The organism is uncultured Campylobacter sp., assembly GCF_938030815.1.
In the GTDB taxonomy this organism is placed as follows: domain Bacteria; phylum Campylobacterota; class Campylobacteria; order Campylobacterales; family Campylobacteraceae; genus Campylobacter_B.
Map to the genome: position 1 here is coordinate 1 of NZ_CALHII010000002.1, position 14,231 is coordinate 14,231.

A 14,231-nucleotide genomic window follows, 5' to 3' on the forward strand; every position below is an offset into this window, starting at 1 on the left:
CGCTCGCGAGACAACGCGCAGTATTTTTTCTTTAGACGAGGCGGAAATGAGCCGAATGAAGGAGCGTATATTATAATACGCGACTGAAATTCGGCGAAATTTCCAACGATGTATAAAGGAAAAAGACACGCCGCTAGGTATTCAAGTCCGGATAATCCCACGCATTATATTCATCCGTCAGATTATCGTTCTCCGCACCCTTGCAGCACAGCCACTCTAGCCCGCCGCGCCTCTCCATCACGACCTCTTCGTCGAGCCCCGCGCAGTCTGAGCCGTGCACGCAGGCATTGACGCACGCCCAGTGGTAGCGGTAGATGAGATCGAGCGCCTGCAAAATTTCATCCGTGCCGCGTAGCTTCACGCGCTCCGAAAAATCGTCGCCGCCAAAGGTGTCCATCACAAAGGCGCAGTCGCAGATCTCGCTCGGAAAGCTAAGCTCCTCCACGAGCCCCATCGCCCACATCAGCGCCCACAGCGACTCGTATTTCCAGCCCATATTTATGGCCTCGTCGCGGCTTGCCTCGCCCTGCGTGACGCGGCGCTCAATGCGCGTGAGCTTGTCTATGCAGCCGTAGCGGTTCGTAAGAAAGCCCTGCACGCCCTGCTTATCCTCATCCGCGAGCTTGCCCTCGTCCCTGATCGAGCAGGCACACATTATCGCCGCGTACGAGCAGATCGCGCGGGCGATGACTTCGTCCTTTTCGCGCGGGGTGACCTCGTCCGTCTCGTACCGTAGCGGCAGATGATCTATATACGGCACGCCCTGCGATTTTAAAATTTCGATGCTTATATCCTTGCGCTCCTGCGCGGTCTTGCCGATCTTTGCGGCGTTTGCGCTATTTTTGCCGCCTTTTTTGAAAAAATCTGAAAATGCCATGAGCTCTCCTTAAAATTTTAAGCGTATTTTAAAACAATCGCGCAAAATTTCAGCTTACGACGGCGGGACGGATTTTTTAAATTTAAACTCAAACCCAAGCTTTGCAATCGGACGGGAATTTCACGCTACGCTACGAATTTATGCGGCGACGGGCAGGCTCGCCCGTGCCTTCTATGATGCTTCGATACATATCGTCGTAAAATACCTTTGCAGGCAATTCGGGCTCTTGCGGCGATTCCGGCGAGATAAAAAATTTTAAGCTTTGCCTTAGATCGGTTAAGTTTCGGCGGTCATTCGAACCTGCTTTGGCGGCGCCATAAGCGCCATCGATTTCTTTTTGCAAATATACCGTCCCACCGCAGCCGGCAAGGATGTCCGCGATATACGGAATAAAATCGCCGAGCGGCATAAGAAGGTGGGCGCGGGGCATTTTATCTGCGTTTTAAATTTTACTCTTTATGGCTTCAGGGGTCGCACGCCGCTTTAAATCGATGTTTATCTTTTGATCGCGCGTTCACATAAGCAAAACGCGCTTTGCCGCGTAAATTTAAAAAGCGACGCCCGAATTTAGCCGAGCGCCGCAATTAAAAATTTAACCGATTTGCGCATTCAAACGAGCGGTGCCGCCTGGCGCATCTATCGGTTAAATTTGAGCGGGTGCGATCAATACTTAAACGAGCTGCCCGGCTCGATCAACTCGACCTTTTTGTTGTAGTTCATCTTTAGCACCGCGGCGGGCCCTAGCACGGTCGCCTTCTCGCCCTCAAGCCAAAACGCCGTACCCTCCGGCATCGCATAAACGGTCGATTTTTGATTAGCGATCAAAAATTCCTCCAGCCTCTCCTCTCTGCTTTCGCCGTTGTGCCCCATAGGCTTGCCCGAGATGAAGTGCGGATTGATCTGGTGCGGGAAAATATTAAAGGTATTAAACGACTCAGGCTCGATGATCGGCATATCATTCGTCGTCATCATCGTAGCGCCCGCGACGTTCGAGCCCGCGCTCCAGCCGATATACGGCGTGCCGTCCTCGACCATTTTGCTGATTAACGCGATGAGATCGTTTTCATACATATCGTGCACGAGCTTGAAGGTGTTGCCGCCGCCTACGAATATGCAATCCGCGCTCGCGACCTCCTTCGCGGCGTTTTTAGCGTGATGGACGCCGACGATATTTAAGCTTAAGCTTGCAAGTGCCTCTTTAACGCGCTTTTCATATTCATCGTAGCTCCTGCGTAGGCTCGCGTAAGGGATGAAAACGATCTTTTTGCCCGCGAGGTTGTTCTCCTGTGCAAATTTACCGATCCACGACACCGCGTGCGATAGATACTTCGTGTCTTTGTAGCCCGAGCTTGAGAGCAGCAGCGCTCTTTGCTTGCTATGATCGCGCTTAGAGAGCTTAAACGCCTTTTCGCTCGCAGCCAGTTCGCTCGTACCGAGCATCGCAGCGCCCGCCGCCAAAGCGGCTACCTTTAGTAGGTCTCGTCTTTGATTTTGCATCTTTTCTCCTTTAATCAAAGTTGATATCTGTTTTGAAATTATATTCCTTTACATATAAAGAGGGGCTGAATATTCGGTTTAAATTTCGCTCGCCCCAAGGCCTCGGCAAGGTAAAATTTTAAAACTACTAAATTTTGAAATTAGGCGAGGTGCCGCGTCGTAAAATTTAAAAGCGCGGCTAAATTTAATGAAATTTACGCTTCGGCTTTCGGGGTATATGAGCCCGTATTGAAAAAATAGCATACCCCAAAAACTATTCCGCAAATCGGCGCTACGATTAAGGCGTACAAAAATATATGAGCTGCGGCGCCTTCCAATATCCCGGTAAAAATCAAGGTCGGATATAAAAGCAAAACTATACTGGCAAAATTTTCTATCGTAAAGACCAACAAACTATCTCCTTGATCCTTGATAAAAAGGTTGCTGTATCGCTTAGTCTTAGTGTATCTTAAAAAACAGATCGTCGCGCATATAGGCAAAACTATTATCGCGACATCACGAATATCTCTAAAAATTTTAGACGACGATTCTATACCGATATTCGAAAAAAGCAAATCAAGAAAAAACATTAGCATTAGCGAGAAGTAGATGGTTGTAGCCGCCGACGAATAATACCCTATAATCACGCGTCTGATAAATCTATGTTTATCGTATCGCTTCTTTAAATTTTCAGGGATAGCGGCAAATTTCTCGTCCAGCTCTTTCGTGTCTGATTGAAATTTTTCGTCCACAGCTCGCTCCTTTTAAAGCGCTAAATTTTAGAAATTATATCGAATTTAGCGCTGCAAAGCGGCTACATTTAGGTCTAAATTTAAACGCGAAAAAGTATAATCGCGCCATGGTTTTGACGCAAAATTTGATCTATGAAATTTTACCCTTGTGGAAGAGATCCCCGCGGGCAGGGTCGCTAGCTACGGACAGATCGCGCGCCTGATCGGGCTGCCCGCTCACTCGCGGCTCGTGGGGCGCGTGCTCTCGCAAGCAGAGCTCTACGGCGACTACCCGTGCCACCGCGCCCTTTATCATGAGGGCGCCTTGGCAGCGAGCTTTGCGGCTCAGCGCGAACTGCTAGAGGCCGAAGGCGTGGAATTTAGAGGCGAGCGCGTCCGTATGAAAAAGCACCGCTGGGAGTGCTAAGGCCTAATCGCCGCAGACTGAAGCACGGAATTTGCGGATCGTTTGAAGCGCGAAATTTTGAATTGTCTGCGACCATGGAATTTTAATTTATAAAATTTTTAGATCCGCGCAGGTTTAAGCGGCGTAGCGGCAGCGCTACCGATCGCTAAGAGCCTGCGAGCTTTATTTGCTTGTAGATGCGGCGCAAATCATCATGCGCGAAAAGATAGAATTTTATCTTTTTTACGCGGCGGTTTAAACGTCGCACAAGCGGCTCCTTGGCAATCAACCCCGCCGCAGTTTTACGAAGCAGATGCGACGCTGCTTATTAGTTTTTTCGCTGCAGGCTTTCGCGCCCGTTTCGGCACCGCTTATAGATTTTAGCTATCGTAAATTTTGACCCAAAAAGGCAAATTTGGCCGCTAATTTTAGTCAAATTTAAGCTCCTTCGCGAAAAATGCGACGCCGTTTTTTAAAGACATATAAAAATGCCTAGCAAATTTAACGCGCTCACCGATCCGATATTTAAACTCGCAAGCCAAATTTATCCTCAGGATGCGGGTAAATTTACCCTAAGTCCGAAAGCAAAAGACAAAATAAAGCCAAATTTAAGGCGCAAAGCATTGCTGAGTATTAACTAAAACCGCATATAATCCGGACTCAAATCAATAAAAAAGGACAAAATGAATGAACTATCAAAACTCCCGACTCCCGATATCGCCGAGCACGGTGCGTTTTTCCCGTCGCCGTTTTCGCTGTCACAGTTTACGGCGCCCGTGAGCGATCTGGCGGATTTTAATTACGAGAAAAAAATACGACGGCGATAAAAAAATCCTCATCATCGCGGCCGACGAGCGGTATTTGCTGATGGACAACGGAACCTTTTTCTCCACTGGCAATCACCCCGTCGAGACGCTCGTGCCGATGTATCATCTGGCGCAGGCGGGCTAGGACTTCGAGATCGCGACGCTCTCTGGAAATCCCGTAAAATTCGAGTTTTGGGCGATGCCTGCGAAGGACGAGCGGCTCAAGGGTTTTTTTGAGAGCTACGCGACTAAATTTAAAGAGCCTAAAAAGCTCGCTGATATCGTAAAGAAGGGATTTGACGAGCATTTTGCGCTATATATCCCGGGCGGTCATGGCGCGCTGATCGGGCTTGACGAGAGTCGCGACGTAAAGGCCGCGCTAAAATGGTTTCATGAGCAGGGCAAATACATCATCACGATCTGCCACGGCCCAGCCGGGCTGCTAGCCGCGGCGCTTGACGAGGATAAGTTTTTGTTCGAGGGCTACGAGCTCGTGCTGCTGCCCGACGTCATTGACCGCACCTCGCCCGATATAGGCTACATGCCGGGCCATCTGCGCTGGTATATGGGCTCGCGGCTAGCAAAACTTGGGATGAAAATCCTAAACGAAGGTATCGACGGCGCCGTGCACAAAGACCGCAACCTGCTCTCGGGCGATAGTCCGCTAGCGGCCAATAACCTCGGCAAACTGGTGGCTAAAACGCTTTTAGAGTCGTTGTAAATTTTACGCCGCTAAGGTCGGCATCTCGGCATAAAATTTTAATTTTTACGCGGCGGAAAAATTTAAAATTTCAAAGCGTGCCCGCTTCGGCTTTAAATTTAATGATCGCCGTCCTGCGCGCGGTGTAATCGTTTAAAATCGCCGCTCGCCTTCGATTTGCAAGCGATGCGCTGTGCAGCGTCTAAATTTGACTATTCAAATTTTATCACACTTTTGCGCGCGAGCATTAAAATCTTTTGCGGCCTTTTAAATTTGCCGCTTTACGGCGCCGTGCTATTTGGGGGCGTGAAAAAAATCCTCGCATATCGACGCCCCCTGGCTGTAGCAGCTTTATTTTCCTATCGATGCCGCCCGCATAGCCCGTGAGGCTGCCGTGCGTGCCTACGACGCGGTGGCAGGGGATGATGATTGAGATTTCGTTGTGCCCTACGGCGCCGCCCACGGCTTGCGCGGACATCTTCGCTAGCCCGCGTGCTGCGGCGATTTCGCGCGCGATCTGCCCGTAGGTCGTGGTTTTGCCATATGGAATTTTAAGCAAAATTTCCCACACGGCGCGTCTAAACGCCGAGCCCACGGGATTTAGAGCGGGCGTAAAACCGGGCTCGCGTCCGCTAAAATACAGATCGAGCCAGCGTTTAGTTTGATCGAAAACAGCCAGATTTTTTTCTTCGAAGCACCCGCTTTGCTCGTTTTCGCAGAATTTTTCGCTCGCGCCGCTCGTAACTTCTGCTGCGAAATCGCGCGTGTTGTACTTTTCATCTGTGCTGCTTGCCGCTTCTGCCGCAATATTGCTCTTTCCACTCTTTTTCAGCGCCGCAAAATCGCGCTGTGTTTCGCTCGCGGCGTGCTGCTCTTTTACGAACAGATCGGACGCGATGCGCTTTTTATCCGCGCCGCTCGTCGCGAGGGCGTGCGCGTAGTATTTCTCGCCCTCGAACCACAGCCCGCAAAGCCCTGCCTTATCGCCCGCGAGCGTGATTTTGCCAAGCGGCGAGTCGTAATAAGATGTAAATTTCATCACTCCTCCTATTTTGTGATAAATTTAGGCGCCGCAAACAGCGCTTAAATTTCCCAAATTTCTAAAATTTGCGGACAGATTTTAGCTACGCTTTGCTTAAACTCCGCCTTTTGCGAGGCGTTCGGTTTGTCAAGGGCTTCGAATTTAGCAAAAAGCTCGGCGATCTTTAGCCAGCCCGCAAGATTTAGATCGAATTTTTTCAAATTTGCCTCGGACAAAAACTCCAGATCATGGTCGTAAAACGCGATCTCGCCGCCAGAGCTTAGCAGCCAAAGATCGCCGCTGCCGCCGTCTGCAAAGATACAAAACTCGCGCAGCAGCCCGCTATCGCCCTCAAAAGGAAATTTTGTCGCATCGTTGCAGAGCGCGATCTCGTACTCTTTCAGCACTCTAAAATCGCCCGCAATCTCCCTGCCGAGGTATCCGCCCAGGATATTTTTAAGCTCGTTTTTGTTCAAAATTTAACTCCTCCGCTTTAGTTTCGTTTTTTGGCGTAGAGCATAAGAAAGCCGACCATCGCCGCGAAAATCACGCACATCGCAAGCGTCACGATGAGCGTGCCGTGCGCCGAGCCGCTTAAAAACAGCCCCGTCGTGTTCATCCCGAAAAAGCTCGTGATGAAATTTAGCGGCATCAGCAGCGACGAGATGATCGTGAGAATGTAGATGTTGCGGCTAATTTTGTCGTTTTTGAGGCCTTGGATAAATTGATAGATATCCTCGATCCTGACGGCATATTCGCTCATCACGCCTTTAAAAACGCCCGCTTCGTAGGCGTAGTTTTTCAGCTGCTTTTTCAGCGCCGGCTGCTCGTTTGCGCAGATGAGCAGCGCCTCGTAGAAATGCGAAATTTTGTTTTGAAATTTGCGGATTTCGTATTTTAGGACAGAGTGCCTTTTCATAAATTTTGAAAAATCGCCGCGCCGCGTGTAGATCTTTTCGTAATTTTCAAGCTCTGCGGAGTGCTCTAAAATTTTATCGCGGTACTGCGCGAGGATCTTTTTGACGACCGCGAAAAACTCCGCTTCGCTGCTAGGTCGCACCTCGCCGTCCGCGTCATCTTGCGAATAGATCGCGCCCGAATCAAAAATAAAGCGGTAGTTTTGCTCGCGCGGCGCGTCCGTCACGAAGTACACATACTCGCGCTCCTCGGCGTAGTAGTAGCCCGAAACGCTGCGCTTTTCGGTAATCGGGTTCAATGAGACCTCCTTATTCAATCGTTTTAAATTTGCGGGATTTCAGAATTTCGCTCAAATTTACGGAATTTTGAAATTCCGCTGCCGACCAGAATTCTGAAATTTCGCCGCCACTTAAATTTTATCGTATTTGGAATTTCAAAATTCTTTTGCGCTTGGAATTTTAAAATTTTGTGAGCTGTAAATTTCGGCTAAATTTTAAAATTTCGCATGCCGTAATTCAGCCCCTATTAAAATTTAACGCGAGCCGTAAGGCTCGCACCGCTTAAAGCGTCGTAGGGTGATGGGTGGGGTTTGCGGGCGAGCAGGGCAATGGTGCTGCGGGGGCAGCGTCCTGCGAGAAGTGTGACCTCGCAATCGGGGCCCCCTTTCCGCCCCAAGATATATATGTCACGGCTGAAATTTAAATAGAATTTTATTTTGTAATAAATTTAAAATTTCTCTATGTAGAATTTTGCCTCTAGAATTTAGGTCGTGGCGGCGTTTTCTCTTAAGGGGAAAGGGGCGCTACTTGCGAGGCGCTCCCCTTTCCCCTTAAAATCCCCTAACCCCTGGCACGCTCAAGGGGCGAGCTACGCTCGCGCTAATTTTTATGTCGCGGCTACGCCGCATGAAATTTATTACGAAGTCCCGCCGAAATTTTAGCACAAAGTCCATCACAAACTCTTGTGTGGAAACATATTAAAATTGCATGGCGAAGTCCGTTTGTGTCGCGTGATCGTAACGTGCGCTAAATTTTAGAATTTCAATCCGAGCCCTCCATATTTCAAATTTAAAACGTGGACTAAATTTAAAATTTAAAGCCGAGGACAAATTTTAAAATTCCGCGGCGAAATTCTACGTTAAAAGCACCCGCGCTTGCAAAACCTCGGCGAAGACATGGATGAGATGAGCGAATTTCGCATCGTTCGCGCTCGCGCCTGAAGCGAAAAGCTCTTTTGGTCAAAGCCTAAAGCGAGACGACCTTTGAGCCGAAGCCCCCTTCTGCGGGCGTGCCGTCGTGAAAGCCCTTGACGCTCGGGTGCGATTTTAAAAACTCCTTTACCGCGAACGCGAGCTTGCCCGTGCCGATACCGTGCTTTACGATGATCTCATCAAAGCCCATCACGAGGCTTTGGCTGATGAATTTATCGAGCCTGCTGATCGCTTCCTCGGCGCGCAAGCCGTGCAGATCGAGCACGAGCGACGCGGAGGCGGGCTTTTGCACCTTGATGCTGATATTTTTTACGGGCGCGGGCGCTGCACCGCTGCGCTTTAGCTCGCTAAGCGGCACGCGCAGCCTGATGCCGTCGCTTAGCATCAGCGCCTGGGTTTTGCTAAGCGATAAAATTTCACCCTTGATCTTGCCGTATTTGACGCGATCGCCCACCTTGAAGCTTTGCGGCTCCGGCGTGCTGAGTTCTGGCTGCTGCACGGCTCGTGCGAGCTCGTTTGCGCGGTTTATGGCGCGCTGCTTTTCGCGCACATCGCTTAGGCTGACGCTGCGTTTGGCCTCCGAAATCGCGCGGTAGTATTCGTTTTGCAGCCTTGAAAGCTCGGCCTTCAGCTCGCTTTGCGCGCGCTCGCGCTGATCTTTTAGCGCTTCGCTCAGCGCGTCTAATTTCTCCTCCTTTTGCTGCGTCTGGGCTAGTTTTTGTTTTAGCTCAAGCTCTAAATTTATCGCTTTTGAGATCGCTTCGTTTAAATTTTCTTTGCTCTCGCCGTAGTTTTTGCGCGCCGCGGCGATCAAATTTTGCGCTATGCCGTAGCGCAGCGCGGTTTCAAAGGCGTAGGATTTGCCGATCGTGCCCTTTAAAAACTCATATTTCGGCGCGCTGTTTTTCTCGTCGTAAAGTGCCGCCAGCAGCTCCACGCGCGGATCCTTTGCGAGCAGCATCGCTAGGCGCTTGTGATGCGTGGTGATGATCATCTTCACGTCGCCGCTTATCAGCTGCTCGATCATCGCGCCGTATAGGCTCGCAGCCTCCTCAAAATCGGTACCCAGCTCGATCTCATCGACGCCGATTAGAATTTCTTTGCGCCCGAACAGCTTGCTAAAGGCAACCATCCTGCCCGCGAAGGTCGAGATGTCGTTTTTGGAGTTTTGCGGATCCTCCATTATGAGCTCGAACTCTTTAAAGGTGCCGATGCGGCTGAGGCTTGCGCGAATAGGCATCGGAAGGAGGTACTTAGCTAGCAGCGCCGCGCTTAGAATGCTTTTTAAAAGCATCGATTTTCCGCCCGCATTCACGCCGGTAATGAGCAGAATTTTGCCGCTAAATTCCACGCTCACGCGCTTTGGATTTTTAAGCGCGGGGTGGGCGAAGCTATCTAGGACGATGTCGCGCGAGGGCTCAGGCAAGATGAACTCATAATCGCTCGCTCTTGCCATCGCGGCGCGCGCAATCAGCGCATCGATCGCGTCGAAAGCGGCGTTTATAAATTTCAGAAAAGCTAAATTCTTATTGAAAATCGCGCTGATCTGCTTGCAGTGCTCGAAAACGATCTGCTCTTTTTTATCCAAAATCGCGCTTTGAGCGGATTTCAGAGCCGCGATTGCGTCTGGAAGCACGTAAAAATAGCCTCCGCTTGAGCGCGCTACGACGCTGCCTTTTAGCACGTGGTTGAAGCCTCCGCGCACCAGCAGAGTCTCGGTGTCGCTTATGTAGTGGATCTGCGTATCGGCGAGATAGGGCGAAAGAGCTTTGGAATAGATCAGCCTTTTTAGCGTCTGCTCGATCTCGCCCTTTTTTATCTTAAACGCCTCGTTCAGCGCGCCGAAGCGCTCGTCTATCGCATCGCGAAAGTTGCCTTGATCGTCGAAATAATCCTTTAATTGCGCGATGGGCGCAGGAATCTCGATCTTTGCAAACCAAGCGGCGAGTTTGCCCTCAAAAGGCTGTTTTTTGAGATACAAAAAATATCGGACGATCTTGCTAAACTCGTAAATTTCGCTGATATGAAGCACGCCATGCTTTGAGATGCGCATCAGCGCGTCGTCTAGGTTCGCGACGCTCTCGCACTGCGCGAGATCAAATTTCGTAAGCTCTGAAATTTTTTCAAAATTCAGCTTGCTATCGCCGCTTAAAAACAGCGGCTTTTCGCGCGCCAAAAAGCTTTTAAATTTGGCTAGATACTCGCCCAGATCGAGGCGCGTAAAGAGTTCGTCACTGATCATAAACGCACTCTTTGATCTTGTAGGTTTTGCCCTTAAACTCCGCGCCCGCGCTCTTTTTGGCGATGAAAGCGCCTAGAGAAAAGGAGTAGGTGAAGCTCTCTCGCGTTACGATCTGCGCGGAGCCCTGCAAATTTAAGTTTTGCGGCGCGGAATTTTGCGTATTTTTAGAATTCTGCGCGGAGCTTTGCGGATTGGAGGTTTGCATGTCGTCTCGTTGCGCGGAATTTTGCGGCGTGATGTTCTGCGTTTCGTTCTGGCCCGCAGAATTTTGCGAAGTAGGGCTTTGTGCAGAATTTTGCCTGCCCGAGACAGCGCCGCTAGTTTGCGGGGAATAGTTTTGCTCAGCGGAAGCCTGCTCGTTCGTTTGCGCGGTTGAACTTTGTGCGGCAGAAGCGACCTTGTCCTGCGCATTTAAATTTACTTCATCCGCTTGCACGCCCAAATTTTTCGCATCCGCGCTGTGTTTTTCGGAGAAGGAATTTGCCGCACCGCGCGTTTCGACAGCGGAATTTATCGCGCCGCCGCATCTTAATCTGGCGCCCGCGTTAAATTTAAACACCATCTCCTCCTCAAGCTTGGCGGATCGCTCGCTCGCGCTTTCGTAAAAATACGCCCCCGCGCACAGCAGCACGATCAGCGCCATGGCGATGATTTTGGCCCTTTTGCTTAAAATTTCGTCCCTCACGAAAAAGATCGCCGCGATAAATAAAAATGCGAAAATAAATATTAAAAATCTCAAATTTTATCCTTGCCCGCCCGCAGCGGAGTTTGGCTCGTAAATTCGGCGAGAGTTTTCAAGCTTAAAATTCTCCGCGCAGCTGATAGGTGATGTCGCCCGCGCCAAATCCGATCACGAGCCCGTCGTTTATGATGTGACGGACGCCGAAAATATCGCTAAATTCTATCTTCTCGCCGTTTCTAAAGACCCGCTCGGTAAATAGCGCGCCGAGCCCCTTAAACTCCTCTTTTAGATCGATGCCGTTACTAGGCTCGCCCGCAGCGTAAACGGGCAGTACGACTAACTCCTCCACGCCCGCAAAGCACTCTTTAAAAGCGTTTAAATTCGCCTTAAGCCTACTGAAGCGGTGCGGCTGAAAGATCGCCGTGATCTTGCTAAGCCCTAGCAAGCTAGCGTATTCGCGCGCGCTTTGCAGCGTCGCTCTGATCTCGGTGGGGTGGTGGCCGTAGTCGTCTATGAGCACGAAGTTTGGGGTGGCGCACAGGATGTCGAAGCGCTTTTTGATCCCTTGGTAATTCAGTAAATTTTTACGGATCTGCTCTAGTCCCGTCTCGCACGCAGCGGCAAGGATCGCTAGCGACGCGTCTATGGCGATGTGCCTTCCTAGCCCGTAAACCTCGAAGCGCCCGAGCTCTTTAAGATTAAAGCTCATAAACGGCTGATGATCGCGCAGCAGCACCTTCAGATCCGTTATGTCGCGCGAAGGAAAGAGCTTGATACAGCCGAGCTTGATGGAGCTTAAAAACTCATCCTCGGCGTTTATCACGCGGATCTTGGCGCGCTCCAAAAAGCCGCGATACGCCGCGTGAAATTTATCCAAATCGTTATCGTAATGATCCATATGCTCGGGCTCGGCGTTGGTCACGACCGCGACATAGGGGTTGGAATTTAAAAAGCTAGAATCGCTCTCGTCGGCTTCAAAGATGATGTTTTCGCTATTTTCATATTTCATATTCGAGCCGAACTGCTTGGAGATCGCGCCGATGATGACCGAGCCGTTTATCAGCGCCGAGGTTATCGCGCTTGTCGTGCTTTTGCCGTGCGCGCCGGCGACTGCGAAGACGCGTTTGTCTTTTAGCACGAAGGGCAGAGCCTCCTTGCGCGAGAGGCAGACGATCCCTTTTTTGCGCGCGGCTTGCAGCTCGACATTGTCCTCTTTGATCGCGGCGGAATAGATGACGATCTCCTGATCTTTTATCGCCGAAGCGTCATGCGGAGTGATGATCTCCATGCCGTCCGCTCTTAGCTTGTAGGTCGTCTCGCTCTCTTTGATATCAGAGCCTGAGATGATAAAATTTTTCTCGTGTAAAAATCTTGCTAATGCCGATATCCCTATGCCGCCGATGCCGATAAAATGAACCTTTTTCACCTTTGTCCTTAAATATTATAATAGATAATTATGTTTAAATTTTTAAATCCCGCGTCTGCGAAATTTAAAAATTTAAACCATTCCGCGTCTTGAAATTCGCCTTTAAATTTTTACGAGCTCGCCGCGTCGCGCAACCCCGTCTCGCTACTTCCAAATCCGCTTTTAAAATTTAGCGTCCGAAATTTGCCTTTAGAATTTCGCCTTTTAAAATTTAAGCGCTCGAAATTCCGCGTCCGAAACTCCGTTTCGAAACGGCGCGCTTAAATTTTGCGGCTCAAATCCGCCGTTAAGCCTCGCGGCTAGCGAGAAGCCGTTTGCTGCCGCGCCTGCCGCATCGTATCGCCGCCGTGAAGCCGCTCGCAAATATACGGAAGCACTTAAAGGCAATCCTCATATCATCGCTCCTGTAATCGCCAAAGGTAACGACCACGTATTCCACCAATATACCCTCCGCATCACTAATGGCAAACGCGATGAACTCGCTAAGGTTTTTGGTGAGAATGGAGTGCCTTTTGGTATTTACTACCCTATACCATTGCACGCCCAAAAAGCCTATACCCGCAGCTCTTATAACGAAGCTGATTTTGGCGTTACCAATAAATTAGTACAAGAAGTCATCTCACTGCCTATGCACACCGAGCTTGACGACGAGCAAATAGCGTTTATCACAGAATTGATAAAGAAAACAGTGTAGTGATAGGTCGTGGTAGGACAGACAGTTACCTATAACAACCTTATGGCAAAAACAGTATTACAAATAGCTATTAATGAGGAAGACTTACCCATTTTCAACTCTCTATTTGAAAAGTTTGAGGTAGAGAGTTCTGTCATAGAAGAAAAGGCTAAACCTCTTTTTACAATTGCTGTAGAAGATGTACAATCTGTTGCTTTTGAGCGATTAGGTAGAACTCTCAGCGATGATGAATTACTCACAGCTAAAAAGGGTTTAGAATGGGGATTGCTTACAGATATTGATGCTGTTTATAGTACTATTTTTGATGAAATAAAATGAAAGAACTGACAACTAACATATTACAAGGAGATAGTGCAGAAGTGCTTAAAACACTTTCTGATAACTCTATTGACCTAATTGTTACCTCTCCCCCATACGCTGACCAGCGTAAGAGTACTTATGGGGGTATTTCTCCTGATAAATATGTAGAGTGGTTTTTACCTATTTCTGAACAGCTTTTAAGAGTACTAAAGCCTTCTGGCACTTTTGTATTGAATATCAAAGAAAAAGTAGTAAATGGGGAGCGTAGTACATATGTAATGGAACTTATCTTAGCAATGCGTAAACAAGGTTGGCTATGGACAGAAGAGTTTATATGGCACAAAAAAAACTCTTATCCAGGCAAATGGCCTAACCGTTTTCGTGATGCGTGGGAACGCTTATTGCAATTCAATAAAAGTAAAAAATTTGCAATGTATCAGGAAGAGGTGATGGTTCCGATGGGTGATTGGGCAAAAAGTAGACTAAAGAATCTATCAGATACTGATAAACGTAGAGATAACTCTAAAGTGGGCAGTGGTTTTGGAAAGAATATATCTAATTGGGTAGACCGTGAAAAAGCCTATCCTACAAATGTTTTGCATTTAGCTACTGAGTGTAATAATAAGAAACACAGTGCAGCCTTCCCCGAAGAATTACCTGAATGGTTTATTAAGCTCTTCACAAAAGAAGGTGATACGGTGTTAGACCCTTTTGCAGGTTCAGGCACTACCTTATTTGTAGC

Annotated in this window: 15 protein-coding genes and 1 pseudogene; 6 read left to right on the plus strand and 10 right to left on the minus strand. The window is 49.0% G+C overall.

Annotated elements, in window-relative coordinates; translation table 11 throughout:
• Window positions 1–133 precede the first annotated feature (133 nt).
• From Q0277_RS00040 to Q0277_RS00055, 4 genes are all read right to left on the minus strand, one after another.
• Window positions 134–877 (minus strand): DUF4272 domain-containing protein, encoded by a 744-nt coding sequence (locus tag Q0277_RS00040; protein ID WP_297994206.1) that lies wholly within the window; start codon window positions 875–877, stop codon window positions 134–136.
• Between the two features lie 130 nt (window positions 878–1,007).
• Window positions 1,008–1,307 (minus strand): hypothetical protein, encoded by a 300-nt coding sequence (locus tag Q0277_RS00045; RefSeq protein WP_297994207.1) that lies wholly within the window; start codon window positions 1,305–1,307, stop codon window positions 1,008–1,010.
• A 233-nt stretch (window positions 1,308–1,540) separates the two neighbouring features.
• A complete protein-coding gene (gene pepE, locus Q0277_RS00050; protein ID WP_297994208.1) occupies window positions 1,541–2,374 on the minus strand; it encodes a dipeptidase PepE in 834 nt (277 codons plus the stop codon).
• Between the two features lie 194 nt (window positions 2,375–2,568).
• Window positions 2,569–3,105: a hypothetical protein gene (locus tag Q0277_RS00055; RefSeq protein WP_297994211.1), complete on the minus strand. Its 537-nt coding sequence runs from the start codon at window positions 3,103–3,105 to the stop codon at window positions 2,569–2,571.
• A 148-nt stretch (window positions 3,106–3,253) separates the two neighbouring features.
• Here Q0277_RS00055 and Q0277_RS00060 point away from each other — a divergent pair, with 148 nt between their 5' ends.
• From Q0277_RS00060 to Q0277_RS00070, 3 genes are all read left to right on the plus strand, one after another.
• Window positions 3,254–3,511 carry an MGMT family protein gene (locus Q0277_RS00060; protein ID WP_297994213.1) on the plus strand — a complete coding sequence of 86 codons (258 nt, stop codon included), beginning with the start codon at window positions 3,254–3,256 and terminating at the stop codon, window positions 3,509–3,511.
• A gap of 662 nt (window positions 3,512–4,173) precedes the next feature.
• Window positions 4,174–4,317 carry a hypothetical protein gene (locus Q0277_RS00065; RefSeq protein ID WP_297994215.1) on the plus strand — a complete coding sequence of 48 codons (144 nt, stop codon included), beginning with the start codon at window positions 4,174–4,176 and terminating at the stop codon, window positions 4,315–4,317.
• A gap of 178 nt (window positions 4,318–4,495) precedes the next feature.
• Window positions 4,496–5,017, plus strand: coding sequence for a DJ-1/PfpI family protein (locus tag Q0277_RS00070; RefSeq protein WP_297994217.1), 522 nt, complete (start codon window positions 4,496–4,498; stop codon window positions 5,015–5,017).
• A gap of 226 nt (window positions 5,018–5,243) precedes the next feature.
• Here the strand turns inward: Q0277_RS00070 and Q0277_RS11140 are convergent.
• From Q0277_RS11140 to murC, 6 genes and pseudogenes are all read right to left on the minus strand, one after another.
• A pseudogene (locus tag Q0277_RS11140) lies at window positions 5,244–5,681 on the minus strand (methylated-DNA--[protein]-cysteine S-methyltransferase); the annotation flags it as partial.
• 398 nt (window positions 5,682–6,079) lie between these two features.
• Complete coding sequence (locus tag Q0277_RS00080) at window positions 6,080–6,493, minus strand: hypothetical protein (protein ID WP_297994221.1); 414 nt, start codon at window positions 6,491–6,493, stop codon at window positions 6,080–6,082.
• A gap of 17 nt (window positions 6,494–6,510) precedes the next feature.
• On the minus strand, window positions 6,511–7,233 hold the full coding sequence (locus Q0277_RS00085) for a CorA family divalent cation transporter (RefSeq protein ID WP_297994223.1): 723 nt from the start codon (window positions 7,231–7,233) through the stop codon (window positions 6,511–6,513).
• A gap of 946 nt (window positions 7,234–8,179) precedes the next feature.
• Window positions 8,180–10,387, minus strand: a complete 2,208-nt coding sequence (locus tag Q0277_RS00090; protein ID WP_297994226.1) for an endonuclease MutS2 — start codon at window positions 10,385–10,387, stop codon at window positions 8,180–8,182.
• Window positions 10,377–11,126: a hypothetical protein gene (locus Q0277_RS00095; RefSeq protein WP_297994228.1), complete on the minus strand. Its 750-nt coding sequence runs from the start codon at window positions 11,124–11,126 to the stop codon at window positions 10,377–10,379. The genes Q0277_RS00090 and Q0277_RS00095 overlap by 11 nt, the downstream gene beginning before the upstream one ends.
• Before the next feature lie 61 nt (window positions 11,127–11,187).
• A complete protein-coding gene (gene murC, locus Q0277_RS00100) occupies window positions 11,188–12,495 on the minus strand; it encodes a UDP-N-acetylmuramate--L-alanine ligase (protein ID WP_295152998.1) in 1,308 nt (435 codons plus the stop codon).
• Window positions 12,496–12,889: 394 nt separating this feature from the next.
• On the opposite strand from murC, the gene Q0277_RS11145 reads away from it, so the two are divergent.
• From Q0277_RS11145 to Q0277_RS00115, 3 genes are all read left to right on the plus strand, one after another.
• Window positions 12,890–13,189 carry a DegT/DnrJ/EryC1/StrS family aminotransferase gene (locus Q0277_RS11145; RefSeq protein ID WP_366517307.1) on the plus strand — a complete coding sequence of 100 codons (300 nt, stop codon included), beginning with the start codon at window positions 12,890–12,892 and terminating at the stop codon, window positions 13,187–13,189.
• Window positions 13,190–13,231: 42 nt separating this feature from the next.
• Window positions 13,232–13,507 carry a hypothetical protein gene (locus Q0277_RS00110; RefSeq protein ID WP_297994232.1) on the plus strand — a complete coding sequence of 92 codons (276 nt, stop codon included), beginning with the start codon at window positions 13,232–13,234 and terminating at the stop codon, window positions 13,505–13,507.
• Window positions 13,504–14,231, plus strand: a 728-nt coding sequence (locus tag Q0277_RS00115; protein ID WP_297994234.1) for a site-specific DNA-methyltransferase, incomplete at its 3' end; no start/stop codon positions are given. The genes Q0277_RS00110 and Q0277_RS00115, both read left to right, overlap by 4 nt.